This is a genomic window from Streptomyces sp. NPDC005202 (assembly GCF_040608235.1).
GTDB lineage: Bacteria > Actinomycetota > Actinomycetes > Streptomycetales > Streptomycetaceae > Streptomyces.
On the sequence record NZ_JBEXHW010000039.1, the window covers coordinates 21,146 to 43,476 of the forward strand.

General features: G+C 69.1%; 20 protein-coding genes. 10 read left to right on the top strand and 10 right to left on the bottom strand.

Annotation, left to right across the window (positions count from 1 at the left end):
• The first annotated feature begins 60 nt into the window (after nt 1-60).
• Genes ABZV31_RS33425 through ABZV31_RS33435 form a run of 3 tightly spaced genes read left to right on the top strand, consistent with a single transcriptional unit; the run spans nt 61 to nt 6,145 of the window.
• On the top strand, nt 61-1,677 hold the full coding sequence (locus ABZV31_RS33425) for a class I SAM-dependent DNA methyltransferase (protein ID WP_355900616.1): 1,617 nt from the start codon (nt 61-63) through the stop codon (nt 1,675-1,677).
• Nucleotides 1,674-2,912: a restriction endonuclease subunit S gene (locus tag ABZV31_RS33430; protein WP_355900617.1), complete on the top strand. Its 1,239-nt coding sequence runs from the start codon at nt 1,674-1,676 to the stop codon at nt 2,910-2,912. The genes ABZV31_RS33425 and ABZV31_RS33430 overlap by 4 nt, the downstream gene beginning before the upstream one ends.
• Nucleotides 2,909-6,145 carry a type I restriction endonuclease subunit R gene (locus tag ABZV31_RS33435; RefSeq protein ID WP_355900618.1) on the top strand — a complete coding sequence of 1,079 codons (3,237 nt, stop codon included), beginning with the start codon at nt 2,909-2,911 and terminating at the stop codon, nt 6,143-6,145. The genes ABZV31_RS33430 and ABZV31_RS33435 overlap by 4 nt, the downstream gene beginning before the upstream one ends.
• Before the next feature lie 80 nt (nt 6,146-6,225).
• Here ABZV31_RS33435 and ABZV31_RS33440 read toward each other — a convergent pair whose 3' ends face one another.
• Together ABZV31_RS33440 and ABZV31_RS33445 are read right to left on the bottom strand one after the other, a co-directional pair.
• A complete protein-coding gene (locus ABZV31_RS33440) occupies nt 6,226-6,429 on the bottom strand; it encodes a DUF397 domain-containing protein (protein WP_355900619.1) in 204 nt (67 codons plus the stop codon).
• Entirely contained in the window at nt 6,426-7,265 is an 840-nt protein-coding gene (locus ABZV31_RS33445; RefSeq protein WP_355900620.1) for a helix-turn-helix transcriptional regulator, read from the bottom strand. The genes ABZV31_RS33440 and ABZV31_RS33445 overlap by 4 nt, the downstream gene beginning before the upstream one ends.
• Before the next feature lie 314 nt (nt 7,266-7,579).
• On the opposite strand from ABZV31_RS33445, the gene ABZV31_RS33450 reads away from it, so the two are divergent.
• From ABZV31_RS33450 to hemB, 4 genes are all read left to right on the top strand, one after another.
• Nucleotides 7,580-7,882, top strand: coding sequence for an ATP-binding protein (locus tag ABZV31_RS33450; RefSeq protein ID WP_355900621.1), 303 nt, complete (start codon nt 7,580-7,582; stop codon nt 7,880-7,882).
• A 275-nt stretch (nt 7,883-8,157) separates the two neighbouring features.
• A complete protein-coding gene (locus ABZV31_RS33455) occupies nt 8,158-9,153 on the top strand; it encodes a helix-turn-helix domain-containing protein (RefSeq protein WP_355900622.1) in 996 nt (331 codons plus the stop codon).
• A 23-nt stretch (nt 9,154-9,176) separates the two neighbouring features.
• On the top strand, nt 9,177-9,587 hold the full coding sequence (locus ABZV31_RS33460; protein WP_355900623.1) for a hypothetical protein: 411 nt from the start codon (nt 9,177-9,179) through the stop codon (nt 9,585-9,587).
• A 91-nt stretch (nt 9,588-9,678) separates the two neighbouring features.
• On the top strand, nt 9,679-10,671 hold the full coding sequence (hemB, locus tag ABZV31_RS33465; protein ID WP_355900624.1) for a porphobilinogen synthase: 993 nt from the start codon (nt 9,679-9,681) through the stop codon (nt 10,669-10,671).
• Between the two features lie 48 nt (nt 10,672-10,719).
• Here the strand turns inward: hemB and ABZV31_RS33470 are convergent, their stop codons facing one another.
• Together ABZV31_RS33470 and ABZV31_RS33475 are read right to left on the bottom strand one after the other, a co-directional pair.
• Nucleotides 10,720-10,959, bottom strand: coding sequence for a DUF4232 domain-containing protein (locus tag ABZV31_RS33470; RefSeq protein ID WP_355900625.1), 240 nt, complete (start codon nt 10,957-10,959; stop codon nt 10,720-10,722).
• On the bottom strand, nt 10,956-11,228 hold the full coding sequence (locus ABZV31_RS33475) for a hypothetical protein (RefSeq protein WP_355900626.1): 273 nt from the start codon (nt 11,226-11,228) through the stop codon (nt 10,956-10,958). The genes ABZV31_RS33470 and ABZV31_RS33475 overlap by 4 nt, the downstream gene beginning before the upstream one ends.
• Nucleotides 11,229-11,573: 345 nt before the next feature.
• Here ABZV31_RS33475 and ABZV31_RS33480 point away from each other — a divergent pair, with 345 nt between their 5' ends.
• Complete coding sequence (locus tag ABZV31_RS33480; protein WP_355900627.1) at nt 11,574-12,476, top strand: SAM-dependent methyltransferase; 903 nt, start codon at nt 11,574-11,576, stop codon at nt 12,474-12,476.
• A 223-nt stretch (nt 12,477-12,699) separates the two neighbouring features.
• On the opposite strand, the gene argS is transcribed toward ABZV31_RS33480, so the two are convergent.
• Nucleotides 12,700-14,463: an arginine--tRNA ligase gene (argS, locus tag ABZV31_RS33485; protein ID WP_355900628.1), complete on the bottom strand. Its 1,764-nt coding sequence runs from the start codon at nt 14,461-14,463 to the stop codon at nt 12,700-12,702.
• A 228-nt stretch (nt 14,464-14,691) separates the two neighbouring features.
• On the opposite strand from argS, the gene lysS reads away from it, so the two are divergent.
• Nucleotides 14,692-16,434 (top strand): lysine--tRNA ligase, encoded by a 1,743-nt coding sequence (gene lysS, locus ABZV31_RS33490; protein ID WP_355900629.1) that lies wholly within the window; start codon nt 14,692-14,694, stop codon nt 16,432-16,434.
• A gap of 93 nt (nt 16,435-16,527) precedes the next feature.
• Here lysS and ABZV31_RS33495 read toward each other — a convergent pair whose 3' ends face one another.
• The 3 genes from ABZV31_RS33495 to ABZV31_RS33505 form a co-directional block, all read right to left on the bottom strand.
• Entirely contained in the window at nt 16,528-17,835 is a 1,308-nt protein-coding gene (locus tag ABZV31_RS33495) for a DUF2637 domain-containing protein (protein WP_355900646.1), read from the bottom strand.
• A 131-nt stretch (nt 17,836-17,966) separates the two neighbouring features.
• On the bottom strand, nt 17,967-18,914 hold the full coding sequence (locus ABZV31_RS33500; RefSeq protein WP_355900630.1) for a DUF3558 family protein: 948 nt from the start codon (nt 18,912-18,914) through the stop codon (nt 17,967-17,969).
• A 118-nt stretch (nt 18,915-19,032) separates the two neighbouring features.
• The gene (locus tag ABZV31_RS33505) at nt 19,033-19,863 is read right to left on the bottom strand and encodes a DUF3558 domain-containing protein (protein ID WP_355900631.1); all 831 of its coding nucleotides are present in this window, start codon (nt 19,861-19,863) and stop codon (nt 19,033-19,035) included.
• Nucleotides 19,864-20,068: 205 nt separating this feature from the next.
• On the opposite strand from ABZV31_RS33505, the gene ABZV31_RS33510 reads away from it, so the two are divergent.
• The gene (locus ABZV31_RS33510; protein ID WP_355900632.1) at nt 20,069-21,262 is read left to right on the top strand and encodes an RtcB family protein; all 1,194 of its coding nucleotides are present in this window, start codon (nt 20,069-20,071) and stop codon (nt 21,260-21,262) included.
• A gap of 127 nt (nt 21,263-21,389) precedes the next feature.
• On the opposite strand, the gene ABZV31_RS33515 is transcribed toward ABZV31_RS33510, so the two are convergent.
• Nucleotides 21,390-21,542, bottom strand: a complete 153-nt coding sequence (locus tag ABZV31_RS33515) for a hypothetical protein (RefSeq protein WP_355900633.1) — start codon at nt 21,540-21,542, stop codon at nt 21,390-21,392.
• Nucleotides 21,539-22,318, bottom strand: a complete 780-nt coding sequence (locus ABZV31_RS33520; RefSeq protein ID WP_355900634.1) for an SDR family NAD(P)-dependent oxidoreductase — start codon at nt 22,316-22,318, stop codon at nt 21,539-21,541. The genes ABZV31_RS33515 and ABZV31_RS33520 overlap by 4 nt, the downstream gene beginning before the upstream one ends.
• Nucleotides 22,319-22,331 lie beyond the last annotated feature (13 nt).

Genomic DNA, 22,331 nt, shown 5'->3' on the forward strand with positions numbered 1-22,331 from the left:
ACTTCGACCGGTGCGACGTACGACGAGAAACATCAGAAACACGAAAGAAGCGAGGCACCCGTGCCGCCACGTAAGAAGAAGGCAGCTGAGCCCCAGGGCATGAAGAAGGTGCTGTGGGCGTCGGCGGACAAGCTGCGCGGCAGCCTGGACGCCGCCGAGTACAAGCACTTCGTGCTGGGCCTGGTCTTCCTCAAGTACGTCTCCGCCGCCATGGCCGAGAAGCGGACGCAACTGGAGGCCGAGCTGCGGGAGGAGGGCGGCTGGAGCGAGGCCGACATCCTCGCCACCCTTGAGGAGCGCCGCGAGTACACCGGCTCGGGGATCTTCTACGTACCGCCGACCGCACGCTGGGAAAGCGTGCTGGAGCGGGCGAAGGGCACGGTCGAAGGCCAGAGCATCGGCGAGGCCATCGACGCGGCGATGCGCGCCATCGAGAAGTTCAACCCGGCACTGAACCGGACGCTGCCGAAGATCTACAACAGCGGGCGCGTCGACGAGGAGCGCCTCGCCGGCCTGGTGAAGCTGCTGGACCGGCTGGTCTTCCAGGAACAGCTCGGCGAGGACGGCAAGCGCAAGGGCGCGCGGGACATCATGGGCGAGGTCTACGAGTATTTCCTCGCGGAGTTCGCCCTGAAGGAGGGCCGCAAGGGCGGCGAGTACTTCACCCCCGAAAGCGTGGTGAAGCTCCTGGTCGAGGTCCTGGAACCGCAGCAGGGCGAGCGGGTGTACGACCCGGCGTGCGGCTCGGGCGGCATGTTCGTCCAGGCGGAGAAGTTCATCGAGACGCACGGCGGCAACCCGCTGAACGTCTCGGTCTTCGGTCAGGAACTCAACCAGACCACTTGGCAGTTGGCTCACATGAACCTCGCGATTCACGGTGTGGAGGCCAAGCTGGGGGACGAGCCGGCCGACACGTTTCGGAATGACCAGCACCCGGATCTCAAGGCGGACGTGGTCATGGCCAACCCGCCGTTCAACATCTCCGACTGGGGCGGGGAACTGCTCGGCATGGACAAGCGGTGGGTGTACGGCTCCCCGCCGGTCAGCAACGCGAACTACGCCTGGCTCCAGCACATGATCAGCAAGCTGGCGCCGGGCGGCCGCGCGGGCGTCGTCCTCGCGAACGGCTCGATGAGCAGCAAGCAGTCGGGCGAGGGCGACATCCGCCGGGCGATCGTCGAGGACGACCTCGTGGCCTGCATGATTGCCCTGCCCGGCCAGCTCTTCCGGTCCACTCAGATCCCGGCCTGCCTGTGGTTCCTGGCGGAGGGGAAGGGGCGTCACTCGGACTGGGTGCGGGGGCGCAAGGGCGAGGTGCTGTTCATTGACGCCCGCGACTTCGGCGTGATGGAAAACCGCACGCTGAGGAAGCTGACGGAGGAGGAGATTGTCCACCGGATCGGCGACACCGTGCGGGCGTGGCGGGGTGTGGATGGTTACGGGCCGTACGAGGACGTGCCGGGCTTCTGCGTGAGCGCTTCGCTGGATGTCATCGCCGAGCACGACTTCGTGCTGACGCCGGGGCGGTATGTGGGCGTCGCGGAAGCGGAGGCCGACGCGGACGCGGAGCCGGTGGAGGCGAAGATCGCCCGCTTGACGGCCGTGCTGCGGGAGCAGTTCGCGGAGTCGGAGCGGCTGGCGGAGGTTGTGGATGAGCAGTTGGGGAGGGTGCGATGACAATCTCGCTCGATGTACCCCAGGGTCTGCCGACTCTTCCTGATGGCTGGCACTACCAGCCTCTTGAGAGCTTGCTCGAACCAAAGGGAATCGCCTACGGAATCGTGCAGCCCGGTGCTCATGATCCGTCGGGGGTACCGATTGTGAGAGTGAAAGATCTTCGTGACGGGCGGATCGATCGGGGAAATGCGCTCCGTGTGGGCCGCGAGGTTGAAGCGAAGTATGACCGTACCCGACTTCGAGGGGGCGAGGTCTTGCTGTCGCTGGTGGGATCGGTCGGTGAAGTGGCGGTGGTACCCGAGGACCTCGCCGGGTGGAACGTCGCTCGGGCCATCGCAGTCATGCGGCCAGTGCGCATCAGTAGTGATTGGCTCAAGCTGTACCTCACGTCTGACCTTGCTCAGGGGTACATGAGGGACTGGCAGACCACCACCGTCCAGGCAACGTTGAACCTCCGCGACCTGCGGCGGATTCCAATTGCAGTACCGCCCGCGGACGAACGCAAGGCCATCACCGAAGTGCTCGGTGCGCTGGACGAGAAGATCGCGCATAACGAGCGGGTCCGCCAGACCACCCTGAGCCTTGCCGGCGCCTGCTACGAAGCCGCTGGTACAAGCGGCGACACCGAACTCATCGGTGACCTTGCCGAGCTCTTCGACGGCCCGCACGCCACCCCGCAGAAGACGGAGGCTGGCCCTTGGTTCCTCAGCATCAGCAGCCTTAAAAACGGCTATCTCGACCTCGCCGAGTCCGCGCACCTTTCCGAAGAGGACTTTCCGCGCTGGACCCGACGCGTGCAGCCACAGGCCGGGGACGTCCTCTTCTCGTACGAGACGCGGCTCGGCGATGCCGCGCTCATGCCCCCAGATGTACGGGGCAGTCTCGGACGGAGGATGGCGCTCCTGCGCAGCAAGTCTGCGTCCATCAGCGGCGCGCTGCTGCTGCACGCTTACCTCAGCCCCGAGTTCCAGGGAGAGATCCGGCGCCGGACCATCCATGGCGCAACCGTCGATCGGCTGCCTCTCAAGGAAATGCCCAACTGGCGTATGCCATTGCCTCCCGAAAGCCAACGGGAGCGACTGTCTGCAAAGCTCGATGCGCTGCACGCGTGCGTGACACAGACCGCCAACGAGAACCGCACCCTCGCCGACCTCCGCGACACCCTCCTCCCGCAACTCCTCTCCGGCAAGCTTCGCGTCAAGGACGCGGCCCGTACCGTCGAGGAAGTCGCATGACCACAGGCGCTGACCACCCGCCCGGTGAGCCCCCCATAGACCGGCTCACCGAGAAGGAGCTGGAGCTGCACGCGCTCGATCTGCTCGCCGAGTACGGCTGGCAGCACATTCCGGGGCCTGAGCTGGGCCCCGCCTATGGCGTGCGGACGGACTGGGACGACCTGGTCCTCCGCCCCCGCCTGTTCAAGGCGATCCGGGCCCGCTATCCGCGCCTGCCCGACCACGTCACCGAGGACGCCGCAAACGAGCTGCTGCGCTGGCACACCAGGAACGATCTCCGCGAGAACCACCGCTTCTACGAGCGCCTGTCAGCCGGCGTCAGCATCCCGTACGACGACCCCGCCACCGGCGAGAAGCGCCACGCCCGTATCCGTCCCGTCGACTTCGCCGACCCGCACGGCAACGACCTCGTGGCCGCCTCCCAGGTACGGGTGCGCAGCACCAAGAACCGGACCTTCGTCTTCGACATCGTGCTGTACGTCAACGGCCTACCGCTCGCCGTCTTCGAGCTGAAGAAGGCCGACAGCAACGACAGCGCCCGTACGGCCTATGACCAGGTCCAGGGCTACCGGCGCGAACTCAAGGAGACCGCGACATTCGCGACGGTCCTCGTCACCCTCGTCTCCGACGGGATCACGGCCCGCCTGGGCACCCCCTTCACGCCCTGGCAGCACATGGCCCCTTGGCACGCCGACGAGCACGACGTGATGCTCCGCAAGGAGGAGCGGCAGGACGGCCGCGCGCTGGAGCGGATGCTTTACGGCGCCTTCGAACCCGCCCGCTTCCTGGACCTCATCGCGAACTTCCTCTCCTACTCGGCCCCGGAATCCGGAGCTGTCGACACGGTCAAGCTCGCCAAGGCCCACCAGTACATCGCCGTCAACGCCGCCGTGCGCGCCACCGAGTCCGCCGTGGCCACCGACGGCCGGGCCGGCGTCGTCTGGCACACCCAGGGCGCCGGCAAGAGCGAGGAGATGCTGTTCTACGTCGGAAAGGCGGCGCGAACTCCCGAGCTGTCCAACCCGACCTTCGTCCTCCTCACCGACCGCATCGACCTGGACACTCAGCTCTACGAGACCTTCGCTGCCAGCCGCACCCTGGAGAAGATCACCGGGCCTCCGGCGAAGGCTGAGGACGCGGGCCAGTTGCGGCAACTGCTCCAGCGGCAGGAGGGCGGCGGTGATGTCATCTTCACCACGCTGCAGAAGTTCCGCCTCAACCAAGAGGAGCGGGAAGCGGGTGTCCGGCATCCGCTCATCTCCCCGCGCCGCGATGTGATCGTCGTCGTCGACGAGGCACACCGCAGCCACTACGACTTCATCGACGGCTACGCCCGCAACCTGCGCGACGCGCTGCCGAACGCCACGTTCATCGCGTTCACCGGAACACCCATCGAGAACGGCGTCGGCAGCACCCGCGGCGTATTCGGCGAGAACATCCACACCTACGACCTCACCCAGGCCGTCGACGACGGAGCGACCGTCCCCGTCTTCTACGAGCCGCACCTCGTCCGCGTGGACCTGCCGCCCGGCGCCGACCTCGACGAGCTCGACGCCCGTGCCGAGGGATTGATAGAGGGGCTGTCGGAGGAGGAGAAGCGCAAGGCCCGCAGGCTGTTCGGGGAGTACGAGAACCTGATCGGCGCCCCGCAGCGGATCGAGGAGCTTGCCGGAAAGCTGCTCGACCACTGGGACGTGCGGAGTCGGGAGATGACCAAGCTCACCGGATACCCGGGCAAGGGGATGGTCGTCTGCGCGTCCCGGGTCATCGCCGCCCGCCTCTTCGAGGAGATCATCCGCCGCCGGCCCGACTGGGCAGGCGAGCGCGACCCCGGATCCCAGCTGCTGACCGACGACACCGGCCGGATCAGGGTGGTGTTCACCGGCAATCCGGCCAAGGACGGCCCGGAAGTCGCCGACTACGTCCGTACCCCCGCCCAGCTGAAGAAGATCCAGAAGCGGGTGACCGACGAGAAGGACGAACTGGAACTCGTCATCGTCCAGTCACTGTGGCTGACCGGCTTCGACGCCCCGCCGCTGCACACCCTCTACCTGGACAAGCGGATGCGTGGTGCGGCCCTGATGCAGGCCATCGCCCGCGTCAACCGCACATGGCCGGGCAAGCCGTCCGGTCTGGTCGTCGACTTCCAGGGAGTGATCCGGGAAATCAAGGAGGCCCTGGCCGAGTACTCCGAGCGGGACCAGGAGAACCCCATGCTCGGTGCCGACCTCCGCGAGGCCGTCAAGCTCGTACGGGAGAACCACCAGCGGATCGACGAACTCCTCGCCGACTGCCCTTGGCGGAGGATCCGCGATGCGGGCGGCCCGAGCGCCTACCGGGAGGCCCTGACGGAGGTGCTGGAGTTCCTGATCGCACCCGAGCGGGGGCTGGAACCGGGGAAAGCCACTCGCAGGCAGCGGTTCATGTATCACGCCAACCTGCTGCGTCAGGCGTTCTCCCTCTGCCCGAGCGACCAGCGGGTGCAGGACCTGATCCCCGACATCCGCTTCTTCGAGGCCGTGCGCAGCTCACGCGAGAAGTACACCATGGACGAGAAGGCCGAGCAGGGCCTCGCCACGGCCGCCGACGTACGACTGCTGATCGCTCAGCTCAACGAGTCGGTTGTCGCCACCGACGGCGTGGTGGACATCTACGACGCGGCCGGTCTCACCAAGCCCGACCTGTCCCATCTGGACGACCGGGTGCTGCGTGACCTCCAGACCAGCAGGCACCCCAACCTCGCCATCGCGGCGCTGCGACGTGCGCTGATGAAGGAGATCAAGGACGCCCATCCGAACAACCTCACCCGGCAGCAGACCTTCACCAAGAAGATGAAGGCCGCCATGAACCGGTACACGAACGGCTTGCTCACAGCCGCCGAGTTCATGGAGTTCCTGGTCAACCTGGCGCGGGAGGTGTCGGCCGACCGCGGCAGAGCGAAGAAGCTCGGGCTGACCGAGGACGAACTCGCTTTCTACGACGCGCTCGCCGCTGACCCGTCAGCGGTGGAACAGATGGAGGACAGCCTCCTCGCGAAGATCGCCCATGAGCTGTACGAGCAGATCCGGAAGGACGTCACCGTCGACTGGAAGGTGAAGGAGCAGGCCCGGGACAGGATCATGGCCCGGGTACTCCGTCTGTTGCGGAAGTACGGCTATCCGCCGGACAAGCAGCCCGCGGCGATCGAACGGGTGCTGAAGCAGGCAGAGGAGATGGCGGAGGGCCTGGCCTGACCTCAGCAGCCTGTGCGGGGTCGCAGGCACGTGCCCCCGCACCCGAGTCGGCGGGTGCGGGGGCACAGACGACTCACGCATTAGTAACCGGAGGCGTATGGCAGGAAGGTGGTCCAAGCCTCGGGGGTGAGGGCGAGGCGGGGGCCGCGCGGGTTCTTTGAGTCGCGGACGAGGATGTGGTCGGGGATGGCCGCCACCTCGACGCAGTCAGGGCCGTCAGCCGTGCTGTAACTGCTCTTTATCCACTCCACCTTGGCGTCGGCTCCAGAAGCCTTGAGCGTCATGTCTTTGTCTCTCCCAGTACTTTCTCGATAAAGGCCAACGACTCCTGTGGGCTGAGAGCCTGGGCGCGGATGACTCCGTAGCGGATGTCGAGGACCGTCGTTTCTTTGGGGTCAGTCATCACCCGACTGCTGAGGGGCGCTTCGCTGAACGCAACTGTGGCTCCGTCCTTGAGCTTGAGAAGCCTGAACGAACCGTCGGTTCCCGAGTTCTCCTCGCGGTCGAGGGGCAGGACCTGGAGGTCCACGTTGCGCCACTGCCCCACCTCCAACAGCCGTTCGAGCTGCTGCCGCATCACCATCCTGCCCCCAATGGGCCTGCGAAGCGTCGACTCGCACTGAACGAAGCTGAAGACGCGCCGTCCTGTCATGAAATCAAGGATCTCCTGGCGGGCCAAGCGTGCCGCGACCTGCTGCTCCACCTCTTCCTCGGTGAACGCGGGCCGACGGGCATTGAAGACCGCCCGCGCGTACTCCTTGGTCTGCAACAACCCATGGACGACGGAGTTGTTGTAGGCGCACAGCTCGACCGCCTCCGCCTCCAGCTTCTTCAGGTCCCGTACCTTCTTGGGGTACCGAACCTCCGCCACGTCCTTCTTCATCGCCGCGATCCTGCCGCCCGCGGCCAGTACCTGGTCCGCGCGGTCCAGGTACTCCGGTCGGGGAATGCGCCGTCCCCGCTCCACGGAGGAGACCTGTTCCTCCCCGTAGCCGATGGCCGCCCCGAACTCGGCCTGGGTGAGACCGGCCGCCTCGCGCCACAGCTTCAGTTGCCGTACGACGGTCCTCATCACCGCCTCGGCTTCGTCGTCCTCCAGCCCCGCGTCCCAGTCACCCACGTCCGCCGCCCTCCGCCGCGCCCTTCCTTGTCCAACCCCGGACGCCCGTACCCAGTCACCCCGTATGCCCCGTACAGAACCGGACGCCCCTCGGACAGTCACCGTCCGCACGCGCTGCCGTTATTCACAGACTACGCACGCATGGACACGCTGGGTGACGTGAATCATCAAATCGCTCCTACCAGCAGCTCTGTCACCGATGCCGCCGTGCACGCCCCGCTGCACCAGTTCTCCGTGCCCTCTCCGCCACCCGCCGCGGCGCCCGTCTCGCCCGGCTGCTCGCGACCGAGCAACTGTGTTCCTGGGAGCTGCCGTTGGATCCGGCCCGACTCGTCGTGGCCGAGCTCGCGGCGAACGCCGCCCTGCACGGCCGCGTCCCCGGGCGCAGCTTCCGCCTCACCCTCTCCGTCACCGCATCCGGGGCGCTGCGCGTCGAAGTCGCCGACACCCGGGGCGACCATCTGCCCACCCGTGCACGAGCAACCGCCGAGGTGCCCACGGAGTCCGGCTACGGCCTGCTGCTGGTCGAGGAGCTGGCCGACCGCTGGGGCGTGCGGTGCGGGCCGGTGCCGTGCAAGACCGTGTGGGCGGAACTCGATCTCGTCCACCGCCGATGAGCGTCCGCGCCGGAGCCCGGAACCACGTGACCCGGTGGGGTGCGGGTCGGGGCGGCGGGCGGTAAAAGACCAAAGAACCCGGGGAAAAAACCCTCCCAACCAGCCAAACCCCGCGTACGTCACTCGCGTGGGTGAAACCGGTCGGCGCGACTGGCGTGCGAGCGGTTGGGCCGTGCAGTCTCGCCCCAGACAACCCGACACATGCATCGGCCCCCGCCGGGACTGGCATCCCAGTGCGAGGGCCTGACCATCGAGGAAGAGAAGAGGTCTTCCCCATGGCTAACCAGAAGCCTAACGCTGCCGCGCGCCCGCATCAGGATGTTCGGCGGACCACCACCCACTCCGGTGTCACCCACGTACGGGCGTACCAGTCGGGCCAGTACACGATCGTCGGCAACCACCTCGTCCAGCACCGCGAGCTGTCGCTGACCGCCATCGGACTGGCCACCCACATCCTGTCGCTGCCGGAGGGCGCCCCGGTCGACATCCGCAGCCTCGCCGAACGCTTCCCCGAGGGCCGCGACCGGATCGCCTTCGCCCTGCGGGAGTTGGAGGCGTGCGGCTACGTGGAGCGGGTGAGGGAGCGTATGGGGGCGGGCCGGCTGATCACCCGCACCTACGCGCACCACGCCCCCGGCCGTGGCGCTGCGTCCCGTCCCTCGGCGGACGACCGGGAGACGCCCCAGGAGGAGAACCGAGGGGTGAACCGGGCGACGCCCACGCACGCACCCGACGTACCCGTGCCGACCGAGCCGCCCGCGTCCCTCAAGCCGGCCGCACCGCCGGACAGGGCAGAAGCGTCCGAGCCGGCCCCATCGTCAGCCCTGTCAGCCTTGTCAGCAGGGGACGCCCCTCGCGGTCGGCACCACGACAGGGCCGTCGCTCTCCTCGCAGGCCTGCGCCGCGTCGATGACCGGCTCACCCTCTCCCTCCGGGATGTGCACCGGCTCGCCCCTGCCGTCACCGCCTGGTTCGACGGCGGTGCCACGGCCGCCGTCGTCCACCGCACCCTCACGGCCGACCTCCCCTCGGACCTGAGGTACCCGGCCGGGCTGGTCGCCCACCGTCTTCGGAAGCTGCTGCCCCTACCCCTTCCCGCACGTCCCGCGCCTTCACCGGTCGCCGCGACGGACACGCGGGCCGCCCGTCGTCCCCACGCCTTCCAGACCTGCGACGGCTGCGAACGCGCGTTCCGCGCCCCCCAGCCGGGTCGCTGCCGCGACTGCCGATCCGATCCGCCGACGGCGGCCGGCCCGCTCCGCGCGGCCTGAGCCCGCAGGGCCGGTCAGGTCACGTGACTCCCGCTCGGGGCCGACTTGGCCTCGCAGGCCTGCGCCGCGTCGATGACCGGCTCACCCTCTCCCTCCGGGATGTGCACCGGCTCGCCCCTGCCGTCACCGCCTGGTTCGACGGCGGTGCCACGGCCGCCGTCGTCCACCGCACCCTCACGGCCGACCTCCCCTCGGACCTGAGGTACCCGGCCGGGCTGGTCGCCCACCGTCTTCGGAAGCTGCTGCCCCTACCCCTTCCCGCACGTCCCGCGCCTTCACCGGTCGCCGCGACGGACACGCGGGCCGCCCGTCGTCCCCACGCCTTCCAGACCTGCGACGGCTGCGAACGCGCGTTCCGCGCCCCCCAGCCGGGTCGCTGCCGCGACTGCCGATCCGATCCGCCGACGGCGGCCGGCCCGCTCCGCGCGGCCTGAGCCCGCAGGGCCGGTCAGGTCACGTGACTCCCGCTCGGGGCCGACTTGGCGTCGGTAAAGGCATGCGTTCGGCGGGCGTAGCGTAGAGGGCATGACGAAGTACGGATCCTTTCCCGGTACGCGTCCTCGTCGGCTGCGCACCACCCCCGCCATGCGGCGCATGGTTGCCGAGACCCGGCTGCACCCGGCGGACTTCATCCTGCCCGCGTTCGTGCGGGAGGGCGTGAGCGAGCCCGTGCCGATCGCGGCGATGCCCGGGGTCGTGCAGCACACGCGGGACAGTCTCAAGAAGGCGGCCGCCGAAGCCGTGGAGGCCGGGATTTCCGGGATCATGCTCTTCGGGGTGCCGGAGGAGTCCAAGAAGGACGCCCGCGGCACGGCCGGGACCGATCCGGACGGGATCCTGCAGGTCGCCCTGCGCGACGTGCGGGCCGAGGTCGGGGACGAGCTGCTCGTCATGTCCGACCTGTGCCTGGACGAGTTCACCGACCACGGGCACTGCGGCGTCCTCGACGCCGAGGGGCGGGTCGACAACGACGCCACGCTCGAGCGGTACGCCGAGATGGCGCAGGTGCAGGCCGAAGCCGGTGCGCACGTGGTCGGGCCCAGCGGGATGATGGACGGTCAGATCGGCGTCATCCGCGCCGCGCTGGACCGGATCGGGCGCGAGGACGTCGCGATCCTCGCCTACACCGCGAAGTACTCCTCGGCCTTCTACGGGCCGTTCCGGGAGGCGGTGGGCTCGTCCCTGAAGGGCGACCGGAAGACCTACCAGCAGGACCCCGCCAACCTGCGTGAGTCGCTGCGGGAACTCGCCCTCGACCTCGAGGAGGGCGCCGACATGGTGATGGTCAAGCCGGCCGGCCCCTACCTCGACATCCTCGCGCGCGTTGCCGACGCCGTGGACGTGCCCGTCGCCGCCTACCAGATCTCCGGCGAGTACTCGATGATCGAGGCCGCCGCCGAGAAGGGCTGGGTGGACCGGGACCGGGCGATCCTGGAGACGCTGACCGGCATCAAGCGGGCCGGCGCGCGGAACATCCTCACCTACTGGGCCACCGAAGTGGCCCAGAAGCTGGGCTAGTCACCAGCGGAGCGGGGCACCGGCGGAGCGGGTCACCGGCGGAGCGAGTCACCAGTTGAGCGTGTCCTCCATGTTCTGCTGCCAGTACGTGACGGTCAGCGAGCTGTCGTAGTACACGCCCTTCGCCGGCAGGGTCGGGGTGGCGGAGGCGCCGCCGCTGCTGTTCGGCGTCCGGCCCTGGAAGCCGATCGTCAGCCGGTGGCCGGTCATGCCGCCGTCACCGCTGCCGTCGGCCGCCGCGAGCATGACGCCCGCGTAGCCCGACTTGCCGGGCGGGAGGGTCGTCACCGCCTGCGGCACAACGGGCGGCCCGCGTACGAGTTCCCGCTCGGCGGCAAGGGGTGGGTCAAGGCGGGCTCGGCCTCTTGGGGAGCCTGGCGGGCCGACGCGTACGGGGAGCCCGTGGGGGCGTGGCCGGACCGGGAGTGGGAGGACGACGTCGACGACGGGCCCTCGTCGCGCAGGCCCTCCCCGCTCCTGCACGCCGTGAGGGTGAGCGCGGCGAGCGCGGCCAGGGTGGCGGCGAGCAGACGGGCGCGGGCGGCGCGTGCGGGCATGGGGCCTTCCTCAGCGGGAGGGTGGGATGCCGTGACGGCCTGGGCGGGCCGGACGGGCCCAGCCTGAGGGAGGGGCCGCCGAGGCGCCAGACCTGTGCAACGCATTCGGGACGCCGGGACCCGGAGAACGGCGCTGACCTGCGTGAACGGCGGCTTCGCGGGACGGGATACGGGACGCGGTACGGGGCGCCGGGACGCCGCAGGCCGGCCTTGCCGACGATCTGCGCAAGCCACCGGATGATCACGGGCACCATCAACTTCGGCCACGAGTTAGGTTGTTGGCAGCCCATGTGGTTGCCCGTTGACGAACAGACTCTCGAACCAACTCGCCCCTGGGAGACGCCCATGCCCGGTGATGCCCTCAGCCACGACCCCGCCGAGCTGAGAAGGAGGATCGACACCACCAAGGCGCACCCGGCCCGGGTCTACGACGTCTTCCTCGGCGGCAAGGACAACTACCCCGTCGACCGCGAGGCGGCCGCCGCCGCGCTCGCCGCCAACCCGCGCGGCTACCTCGACGTACGGCACAACCGCGACTTCATGCGCCGCGCCGTGACCACGCTCGCGACCCAGGACGGCATCCGCCAGTTCCTCGACGTCGGCACCGGCCTGCCCACGGCGGAGAACGTCCACCAGATCGCGCAGCGGATCCACCCGGACTCACGAGTGGTGTACGTCGACAACGACCCCGTGGTCCTCGCTCACGCCCGCGCCCTGCTCACCAGCGGCCCCGAGGGACGCACCGACTACATCGACGCCGACCTCAAGAACCCGGCACACATCCTCGAACAGGCCGCGAAGACCCTCGACTTCGACCAGCCGATCGCGCTCTGCCTGGTCGCGATCCTGCACTTCGTGGAGGACGCGGAGGCCTACCCCATCGTGCGGGAGCTCCTCGCCGCCCTGCCCTCCGGCAGCCGCCTGGTCCTCAGCCACCTCACCGAGGACCTCAACCCGGAGAACATCCGCGCCGTCCAACGCACGTACACCGAGCGGGGCTTCACCTTCGTCCTGCGCTCCAAGGCCGAGGTCGAGCGCTTCTTCACCGACAACGGCCTGGAGCTGGCCGACCCCGGCATCGTCCCCGCCCACCGCTGGCGCCCCGACAACGCGGCCCCTGTCCCGGAGCAGCCGGACGCCTTCTACCTCGCCACCCTCGACGCCATCGAGAAGGTCCGCTACTACGACATCAACGACGTGACGGACGCGGACATCAACGTATACGCGGCGCTCGGCACCAAGGCCTAGCCCCCAAGGGGCCTGCGGGGCCTGCAGAGGCGCCGGGGTCTAAGGGTTGGTCGCGGTGCTCGCCGACAAGTGGGCGTGGGGGAGCGGGACCGGGGAAGATGGTGTGGGCGGAGTCCGTACGTGACCGTGGGGCCGCCCGCTTCTCAATCGCCGAGAAGCGGGCGGCCCCACGGTCACTCTCGGCCGACGGGCACACCGGCCGACCTCAAGGCCGGCCCCGGCCTCAGAGCCGTTCCGGTGTCCTGATGCCCAGCAGGGCCATCCCCCGGTGCAGGGTGCGGGCCGTGATGTCGCACAGGAACAGGCGGTTCTCCACCTGCTGCGGCGTCTCGGCCTTCAGGACCGGGCACTTGTCGTAGAAGGACGTGTAGAGGGACGCCAGCTGGTACAGGTACGCCGCCAGCTTGTGCGGGGCGTACTCCGCCGCTGCCTCCGTGACCGTCTCCGCGAAGGCGTCGACGTGCAGGCCCAGCGCCCGCTCCGCCTCGGTCAGTTCCAGCTCCGGATGGGCCGCCGGGCGGACGTCCCCGGCCTTGCGCAGAATCGACTGGATACGGGCGTACGCGTACTGCAGGTACACGCTCGTGTCGCCGTTCAGCGAGACCATCTGGTCCAGGTCGAACTTGTAGTCCCGGTTCGCCGACGTCGACAGGTCCGCGTACTTCACCGCGCCGATGCCCACCTGGGCACCCCGCTCGGCGATCTCCTCCTCGGACAGGTCCTGGGCCTTCTCGCGGACGACCGCCGAGGCGCGCTCGATCGCCTCGTCGAGGAGGTCCACCAGGCGGACCGTCTCGCCCTCACGCGTCTTGAACGGCTTGCCGTCCTTGCCGAGGACCGTGCCGAAGGCCAGCTGGTACGCCTTGACGTCGTCGTTGAGCCAGCCGGCCCTCCTCGCCGTCTCAAAGACCATCTTGAAGTGGAGCGACTGGCGGGCGTCCACCACGTACAGCAGCGTGTTCGCCTTCAGGTTGAAGACCCTGTCCCTGATCGCCGACAGGTCCGTCGCCGCGTAGCCGTAGCCGCCGTCGGACTTCTGCACGATCAGCGGGACCGGCTTGCCGTCCGGGCCCTTGATGTCGTCGAAGAACACGCACAGCGCGCCCTCGGAGCGGACCGCGACCCCGGACTCCTCCAGCAGGCGGCAGGTCTCGGCCAGCATGTCGTTGTAGCCGGACTCGCCGACGATGTCCGAGTCCCGGATCTCCATGTCCAGCTTCTCGAAGACGGAGAAGAAGTAGATCTTCGACTCGTCCACGAACTTCTGCCACATGGCGAGCGTGTGCGGGTCCCCGGCCTGCAGGTCCACCACCCGGCGCCGCGCCCGCGTCTTGAACTCCTCGTCGGAGTCGAAGAGCTTGCGTGCCGCCTTGTAGAGGCGGTCGAGGTTCGACATCGCCTCCTCGCCGGTCACCTCGGCTGCCTTGTGGTCCAGCTCGTGCGGGTGCTCGTCCAGGTACTGGATCAGCATGCCGAACTGGGTGCCCCAGTCGCCGATGTGGTGCCGGCGGATCACGTTCTCGCCGGTGAACTCCAGCAGATTCACGACCGCGTCGCCGATCACCGCCGAGCGCAGGTGGCCGACGTGCATCTCCTTCGCCACGTTCGGCTGGGCGTAGTCGATCACCGTCGTGCCCGGCTGCTCCGTGTACGGCACGCCGAGCCGGCCCTCGGGGTCGGCGGCCCGCGCCGCGAGGTTCTCGGTGATCGCCTTGTCGGTGACCGTGATGTTGAGGAAGCCGGGGCCGGAGACCTCGACGTCCTTGATCACGTCACCGGTGACCACGTGGGAGACGACCTGCGTCGCCAGCTCCCGCGGGTTCGCCTTCGCCTTCTTCGCCAGCGCCAGGATCCCGTTGGCCTGGAAGTCCGCCCGGTCGCTGCGTCGCAGCAGCGGGTCCGCGTCGGCGGCCTCCGGCAGGGTGGCCGAGAGGGCGGACGCGAGGCGCTGGTGGACGGAAGCGGTGAGGGACGTGACCGAGGCCATAGGAATGGGTGCCGTTCTCCTCGTGCGAACAGATAGACCCAGCCAGTATCCCATGCGGGGTAAAGCGAATTTTCCGGTCGGCGAGGTGAACGCCGGCCCGCGCCCGCTCGTCCCCAGGTGGGGGTGCGGTAAGGCGTTGAAAAGGCGTTTTCGTGGATGTGCCCCCGGCTGGGACAATGGAGCGGTCAGCCGTGCGACCGTACCGGCTGCTCACGGAGAAAGAAGGACGTGCCGATCGTGGCTCAGAGCACCGAGACCACCGACTGGGTCTCCCGTTTCGCGGATGAGGTCATCGAGGAGTCGGAGCGCCGGGCCCCGGGCAAACCGGTCGTCGTCGCGTCCGGACTGTCGCCGTCCGGGCCCATCCACCTGGGGAATCTGCGCGAGGTCATGACCCCGCACCTCGTCGCCGACGAGATCCGCCGGCGCGGGTACGAAGTGCGGCACCTGATCTCCTGGGACGACTACGACCGGTACCGGAAGGTGCCGGCCGGTGTCACCGGCATCGACGAGTCGTGGGCCGAGCACATCGGCAAGCCGCTCACCTCCGTCCCGGCCCCCAAGGGCTCCACCCACCCGAACTGGGCGGAGCACTTCAAGGCCGCGATGATCGCCTCGCTCGCCGAGCTGGGCGTGGAGTTCGACGGCATCAGCCAGACCGCGCAGTACACCTCCGGCGCGTACCGGGACCAGATCCTGCACGCGATGAAGCACCGGAACGAGATCGACGCGATCCTCGCCCAGTACCGCACCAGGCCCAAGCCCACCAAGAAGCAGCAGCAGAAGCCCGTCGACGAGGCCGAGCTGGAGGCCGAGGAGGGCTCGGGCGCGGCGAGCGAGGACGACGGCAGCTCCGGCTCGGCCGGGTACTTCCCGTACAAGCCGTACTGCGGCAACTGCGAGAAGGACTTCACCACCGTCACCGCCTACGACGACGACTCGACGGAGATGACGTACGCCTGCGGCGCGTGCGGCTTCTCCGAGACGGTCCGGCTCAGCGAGTTCAACCGCGGCAAGCTGGTCTGGAAGGTCGACTGGCCGATGCGGTGGGCGTACGAGGGCGTCATCTTCGAGCCGAGCGGTGTCGACCACTCCTCGCCGGGATCCTCGTACCAGGTCGGCGGTCAGATCGTCGGTATCTTCGGCGGCAAGCAGCCCATCGGCCCCATGTACGCCTTCGTCGGCATCTCCGGCATGGCGAAGATGTCGTCGTCCCGGGGCGGGGTCCCGACCCCCGCCGACGCGCTGAAGATCATGGAGCCGCAGATCCTGCGGTGGCTGTACGCCCGGCGCAAGCCGAACCAGTCCTTCAAGATCGCCTTCGACCAGGAGATCCAGCGCCTGTACGACGAGTGGGACAGGCTGGCCGCCAAGGTCGCCGACGGCTCGGCCCTTCCGGCCGACGTCGCCGCGTACACCCGCGCGGTCGGCACCGCCGCCGGTGAGCTGCCGAAGACGCCCCGCCCGCTGCCGTACCGCACGCTCGCGTCCGTCGCCGACATCACCGCCGGCCACCAGGACCAGGCGCTGCGCATCCTGTCCGACCTCGACCCGGCCAACCCGCTCACCTCGCTCGACGAGGCGCGGCCGCGGTACGACAAGGCCGAGGCGTGGATCAACACCCACGTCCCCGCCGACCAGCGCACCATCGTCCGCGACGAGCCCGACGTCGAGCTGCTGCAGTCGCTCGACGAGCGGGCCCAGCAGTCGCTGCGGCTGCTGCTCGACGGGCTGGAGGAGCACTGGTCGCTGGACGGGCTCACCCACCTCGTGTACGGCGTGCCCAAGGTCCAGGCCGGGTTCTCCGCCGACGCCACGCCGAAGGAGCTGCCGCCGGAGATCAAGACCGTCCAGCGGTCGTTCTTCGCGCTCCTCTACCAGCTGCTCGTCGGCCGCGACACCGGGCCGCGGCTGCCCACGCTGCTGCTCGCGGTGGGGCAGGAGCGGGTGCGGAAGCTGCTCGGCGAGTAAGGCGAGTAACAGGTCCCGTCACCACGACGAAGGGGCGCCCGGTGAACTCCGGGCGCCCCTTCGTCGTACTCGCACTCGCGTGGTGTGCGCGCTCTACGCGATGTGGTCCTCCTCCAGCTCCGCGTTGAAGCGGTTGGAGAAGCGGTTCACCATGCGCTTGGCCTCCTGCTCGGGGAGGCTGATACGGAACTCGGCTTCGACGTTGTCGCTGAACTCGCGGGGCGTGGGCAGGCTGCCGTTGATCGACTGCTTGAAGACCTGGTAGTAGGCCTCTTCGTCCGGCTCCGGGGAGCCGCCGCCTTCGCCGAGCTCGCGGGTGCGGTTCGGGCCGACGGGGATGCGGAAGCTGCCGGTCTCCTCCGGGGAGGGCTGTTCGAACTGCTCCGGGTGCTGTTCCTCGTACCACTGCTCGTACTGCTCGTCGGGCTCGTACGAGGGGTCGTAGGGCGGTTCGTAGGTCGGGTCGTAGCCGCCGTGGTAGTCGACCTGCCGGGGGGCGTTGAACCACGGGCTCTGGTCCTCGGGCGGCTGCTCCACGTAGTCCGGTTGCCCGGCGTTCTGGTTGCCCACCAGCTCGCGCCGCTGCTCGCTGAAAGGTGCCTCCCCCAGTGCCTGAACGGCCTGGGAGGTACCCCCACCGCCCAACCGTGCCGCCCCAGCGGCACGACTGCCCGCAGCCGCGTCGGCCGGGTAGGCCGCGTCCAGCGCCTGCTGCGGCGCCGACGGGATCAGCGCCGGTTCTATCCCCGCCGCCGCCAGCCCCGCCGGAGCCGTATCCGCCAGCGGGACCCCGTACCGGGCCAGCCGCAGCGGCATCAGCGACTCCACCGGGGCCTTCCTGCGCCATGCCCGGCCGAAGCGGGAGCGCAGCCGTGCCTGGTAGACGAGACGTTCCTGCTCCAGCTTGATCACCTGGTCGTAGGAGCGCAGCTCCCACAGCTTCATGCGGCGCCAGAGGAGGAAGGTGGGGACGGGGGAGAGCAGCCAGCGGGTGAGGCGGACGCCCTCCATGTGCTTGTCGGCGGTGATGTCGGCGATGCGGCCGATCGCATGGCGGGCCGCCTCGACGGCCACCACGAACAGGACCGGGATGACGGCGTGCATACCGACGCCCAGCGGGTCCGGCCAGGCCGCCGCGCCGTTGAACGCGATCGTCGCCGCCGTCAGCAGCCACGCCGTCTGGCGCAGCAGCGGGAAGGGGATGCGGATCCAGGTCAGGAGCAGGTCCAGGGCCAGCAGGACGCAGATGCCCGCGTCGATGCCGACCGGGAAGACGTAACTGAAGTTCCCGAAGCCCTTTTTGATGGCGAGCTCGCGGACGGCCGCGTACGAACCCGCGAAGCCGATACCGGCGATGATCACGGCGCCCGTCACGACCACGCCGATGAGAACGCGGTGCATCCGAGTCAGCTGCAGTGGCGCGGCCACCCGTACTCCCCTCCCATTGCGTGTTGTTGCGCGCAACAGGGTGGCACATTCGTGCGGCGGACGGGTGGCCGGTCCGGTTCTCAGCTTTCTGGCCGGCTGTCGGCTCAGCCCTTCGCGGCCGCCTTGGAGGCCGACTTCGACGGCGAAGCGCTTGCCGACCTGGCCGCCTTGGACGCCGACGCCGACGGGGAAGCCGACTTCGCGGGCGACTTCGCGGGCGACTTCGCGGGCGACTTGGAGGGCGACTTGGAGGGTGATGCGGACGAGGAGGCGCCCGGCGCCGCGGCACTGCCGTCCCCGTTCGCTGCCGCCACCGCGGCCACCGCCTCCCTGGCGGCCTTCTCCGCGGCCTTGGTCAGATCATCGGCGCTCGGGGCCTTGTCACCGGCCAGGCCAGCGCCGTTGTAGTCGACGGTGACGACCACGTTCTCGACCCGCGCCACGACCGTCTGCTGCTTGAAGGTGCCTTCCTTCTTCTTCAGGTCGTAGCGCACCGCCGTCGCCTCGTCGCCCGTCCCGGACACCGGCTCCGACTTGGTGTTCTTCGCGCCCGCCACCGACCGGGCGTCCTGGACCTGCCTCTGGTAGTACTGCTGGGCCTGCTTGTTGCCCTCGCCGCGCGTGACGTCGGAGTCGAAGCGCAGCAGGGAGACGTTGAGCCAGCGGAACTGCGAGCCCTTCACGCCCTTGTTGTCGAGGCTGTTCCAGGAGCAGTTGCCGCGCGTGGAGACGTCGCTGGAGGTGCCCTCCTTGGCGGACTTCAGTCCCTTCGGGACGAGTTCGCCGAGCGTCTTGTCCGACAGCACCTTGCACGGCTTCGGAAGCTTCCCGTACGCCGCCGCCTGCACCGTCGGCGAGGCGCTCGCCGAGGGCTTCGCGTCGCCCGCCGGAGTCTGCTTCGCGCTGCCACCGGAGCCGGAGTCCGAGGAGCAGCCGACGGCCAGGAGCATCACGGGGACGGCGGCCGCGCAGACAAGGACGCGGTTCATACGCTTCGCTCGCGGGTCACGCTGGTCTCGCTGGGCTGCTCGCTGCATGATTCCTTCACTCATGACGCTCGTGGTTCCTGCGGTCGGATCGGGTCCGAGGGGCCACGGTACGCGGTGAGTCAGCTGTGTGGTTTCGCTTCGCGGGCTTTGCGTCGGGGCGTCGAGAGCCGGGGGAAGGGGGTCACCCGCCCAGCGAATCCGCCAGCTGCGCCGCCAGTTTCCGGGCCTTGTCCTGCATTTCCTTGCTGTCCGGGACGACGCCGACGGTGGCCGGCTGCTCCTCGTACTGGATGGTCACGATCACGTTCGACGTGCGGAACGCCACAGTCACCGTCCGCTGCTTGGCCGTCGAACCGGAGCTGCTGAGCGTGTCGTCGAGGAACGCCTCGTCCCCGATACCGCTCAGGGTGCGGGGCTGGAGGTCGGCCGGGGTGGCGCCGGCGGAGGTGGAGGCGGAGGCGGACGCGGGCGCCGAGGACGAGGGGGAGGCGGAGGAGGACGGGGAGCTGCTGCCCGAGCCGGTGGCCGAGCCGGAGCCGGTGCCGGAGGAGTTGGCGGGGGGCTCGGGGAGGTCGGCGGCGGCCTCCTTCGTCGCGAAGAGCGTCTCCGCCTGGCTGTCGTCGCTCACGGTGTTGTCGTAGGAGACGACCCGCTCGAAGTCGACGGAGAGGTGGTCGGTGGCGTCCGTGGACTCCACCTTCCAACGGCAGCCGACCTTGCGGTCGGTGTCGTACGTGAGCGTGGCCTCGCCCTTGTAGGCCTTGTCGCGCTGGTCCACGTCCGTCATCTGCCTGATGCCGGGCAGCAGCGATTCGAGGGTGCTGTGGCCGACCGCGCCACAGGGTTCCGGGAGCGTGCGGTACTTGCCCGGCTGGGCCGCCGACGTCGCCGTCCCGGCGTCACCCGGGTTGGCGTTGTCCGTCGCGCCGCCGCCCGAGGAGCCGCCGGTGCAGCCGGCCAGCAGCGCCACGAGGAGCGCGGCCGCGCCGGGTACGTACGCCTTCCGCAGCACGGGCAGGCTCCTCTCGACGGTGTCCGTTCGCAGGTGGTCCGGGGGTCCCCGCTGGTTATTCGCTCGCCGCGCGGGGGCGCCCCCTGGAGACAATGTGTATCGCACGCACTGCCGTGGACGCCGGTCCGTTGTCTTGTTTCGTCGACTTTGGCGCCGGTATTGCGATTCAATACTTCTGTACGTTTTTCGGGGGAATGAGGATGATATGCCGTACGTGGAGATGCCGGGCGCGAAGGTCCCCATCCGCATGTGGACCGACCCCGCGACGGTCGAGGGCGCGGCGATGCAGCAGCTCCAGAACGTCGCCACCCTGCCCTGGATCAAGGGCCTCGCCGTCATGCCGGACGTCCACTACGGAAAGGGCGCGACGGTCGGCTCGGTCATCGCGATGCAGGGCGCGGTGTGCCCGGCGGCGGTGGGTGTGGACATCGGCTGCGGGATGTCCGCGGTGAAGACGTCCCTGACGGTGAACGACCTGCCCGGGGACCTGTCCCGGCTGCGGTCGAAGATCGAGCAGGTGATTCCCGTGGGGCGGGGGATGCATGACGATCCCGTCGACCCGGGACGGTTCCACGGGTTGGCCACCGCGGGGTGGGACGACTTCTGGGGGCGGTTCGACGGGGTCGCGGAGGCGGTCAGGTTCCGGCGGGAGCGGGCGGCTCTGCAGATGGGGACGCTCGGATCCGGCAATCACTTCTGCGAAGTATGTGTGGATACGTCCGGTTATGTATGGCTCATGCTCCACTCCGGCTCCCGGAACATCGGCAAGGAACTGGCCGAGCATCACATCGGCGTCGCCCAGAAGCTCCCGCACAACCAGGGTCTGGTCGACCGCGACCTCGCCGTCTTCGTGGCGGACACGCCGCAGATGGCGGCCTACGAGCACGACCTGTACTGGGCTCAGGAGTACGCGAAGTACAACCGGTCGATCATGATGGCGCTCCTCAAGGACGTGATCCGCAAGGAGTTCAAGAAGGCCAAGGTGACTTTCGAGCCCGAGGTGAGCTGCCACCACAACTATGTGAGCCGTGAGCGCTACGAGGGCATGGACCTGCTCGTCACCCGCAAGGGAGCGATCAGTGCCAGAGCTGGGGAGTACGGCATCATCCCGGGCTCCATGGGCACCGGTTCGTACATCGTGAAGGGCCTCGGAAACGAGAAGTCCTTCAACTCCGCGTCGCACGGCGCCGGTCGGCGCATGAGCCGCAACGCGGCCAAGCGCCGCTTCTCCACGAAGGACCTGGAGGAGCAGACGCGGGGCGTGGAGTGCCGCAAGGACTCCGGCGTCGTCGACGAGATCCCGGGCGCGTACAAGCCGATCGAGCAGGTCATCGACCAGCAGCGCGACCTGGTGCAGGTCGTGGCGAAGCTCAAGCAGGTCGTGTGCGTGAAGGGCTGAGACGTGAAGGGTTGAGACGCACACATCCTGGAAAGGGGCCCGGGCCGACTCGGCCCGGGCCCCTGTGCGCCACCCGAGGCGCTTCTCCAGCAGGGTCACCGCGGCGACGGCCACGGCCACCTTCGGTTTACTTGGCGTGTCGCACCGCGTAGATCATCACGAACGCCACGATGTGGATGCCGAAGAGGAAGTACGCGAGGTAGATCCAGACGTAGCGCTCGCGCTTCTTCTCCAGGGACAGGTGCTGCTGCTCCACCTGCCGCTCGGACGCGTCCGTCATGACAGCTCCCGGTACACCTTGGTGTTCGACGCCTGCGCGCGCGGGCGCACGATCAGGAGGTCGATGTTGACGTGGCTGGGGCGGGTCACCGCCCAGGTGATGGTGTCGGCGACGTCGTCGGCGGTGAGCGGCTCGGCGACGCCCTCGTAGACCTTGGCGGCCTTCTCCTCGTCGCCGCCGAAGCGGGTCAGCGCGAACTCGTCCGTCCTGACCATGCCGGGCGCGATCTCGATGACGCGGACCGGCTTGCCGACGATCTCCAGGCGGAGGGTCTCGGCGAGGACGTGGGCGCCGTGCTTGGCGGCGACGTAGCCCGCGCCGCCCTCGTAGGTGGCGTGGCCCGCCGTCGAGGACACCACGACGACCGTGCCGTCGCCGCTCGCCTCCAGCTTCGGCAGCAGGGCCTGGGTCAAATTCAGGGTGCCGATGACGTTCGTCTCGTACATCTGGCGCCAGTCGGCCGGGTCGCCGGTGGCGACCGGGTCGGCGCCGAGCGCGCCGCCGGCGTTGTTGACGAGGACGCCGACGGTCTTGAAGGCGGTGGCGAACTCGTCCACCGCGGCGCGGTCGGTGACGTCCAGTTGGTACGCCGTCGCCGAGTGGCCGGCCGCGTTGATCTCCTTGGCGAGCGTCTCGATGCGGTCCTTGCGGCGGGCGGTCAGCACGACGCGGTAGCCGGCCGCGGCGAGCTGTCGGGCCGTGGCGGCGCCGATGCCGCTGCTCGCACCGGTGACGACGGCGATGCGGGAGGCGGCGGACGGTGCGGCGGTGGCCATGGGGCTGCTCCTC

What these genes read in the sequence shown, in the direction of transcription:
- argS (WP_355900628.1), bottom strand. Translation starts at nt 14,463, where the DNA reads ATGGCCTCGGTCACGTCCCTCACCGCTTCCGTCCACCAGCGCCTCGCG.
- ABZV31_RS33455 (WP_355900622.1), top strand. Translation starts at nt 8,158, where the DNA reads ATGGCTAACCAGAAGCCTAACGCTGCCGCGCGCCCGCATCAGGATGTT.
- ABZV31_RS33435 (WP_355900618.1), top strand. Translation starts at nt 2,909, where the DNA reads ATGACCACAGGCGCTGACCACCCGCCCGGTGAGCCCCCCATAGACCGG.
- ABZV31_RS33430 (WP_355900617.1), top strand. Translation starts at nt 1,674, where the DNA reads ATGACAATCTCGCTCGATGTACCCCAGGGTCTGCCGACTCTTCCTGAT.
- ABZV31_RS33495 (WP_355900646.1), bottom strand. Translation starts at nt 17,835, where the DNA reads ATGCACCGCGTTCTCATCGGCGTGGTCGTGACGGGCGCCGTGATCATC.
- ABZV31_RS33480 (WP_355900627.1), top strand. Translation starts at nt 11,574, where the DNA reads ATGCCCGGTGATGCCCTCAGCCACGACCCCGCCGAGCTGAGAAGGAGG.
- ABZV31_RS33520 (WP_355900634.1), bottom strand. Translation starts at nt 22,318, where the DNA reads ATGGCCACCGCCGCACCGTCCGCCGCCTCCCGCATCGCCGTCGTCACC.
- ABZV31_RS33500 (WP_355900630.1), bottom strand. Translation starts at nt 18,914, where the DNA reads ATGAGTGAAGGAATCATGCAGCGAGCAGCCCAGCGAGACCAGCGTGAC.
- ABZV31_RS33510 (WP_355900632.1), top strand. Translation starts at nt 20,069, where the DNA reads ATGCCGTACGTGGAGATGCCGGGCGCGAAGGTCCCCATCCGCATGTGG.
- ABZV31_RS33515 (WP_355900633.1), bottom strand. Translation starts at nt 21,542, where the DNA reads ATGACGGACGCGTCCGAGCGGCAGGTGGAGCAGCAGCACCTGTCCCTG.
- hemB (WP_355900624.1), top strand. Translation starts at nt 9,679, where the DNA reads ATGACGAAGTACGGATCCTTTCCCGGTACGCGTCCTCGTCGGCTGCGC.
- ABZV31_RS33440 (WP_355900619.1), bottom strand. Translation starts at nt 6,429, where the DNA reads ATGACGCTCAAGGCTTCTGGAGCCGACGCCAAGGTGGAGTGGATAAAG.
- ABZV31_RS33475 (WP_355900626.1), bottom strand. Translation starts at nt 11,228, where the DNA reads ATGCCCGCACGCGCCGCCCGCGCCCGTCTGCTCGCCGCCACCCTGGCC.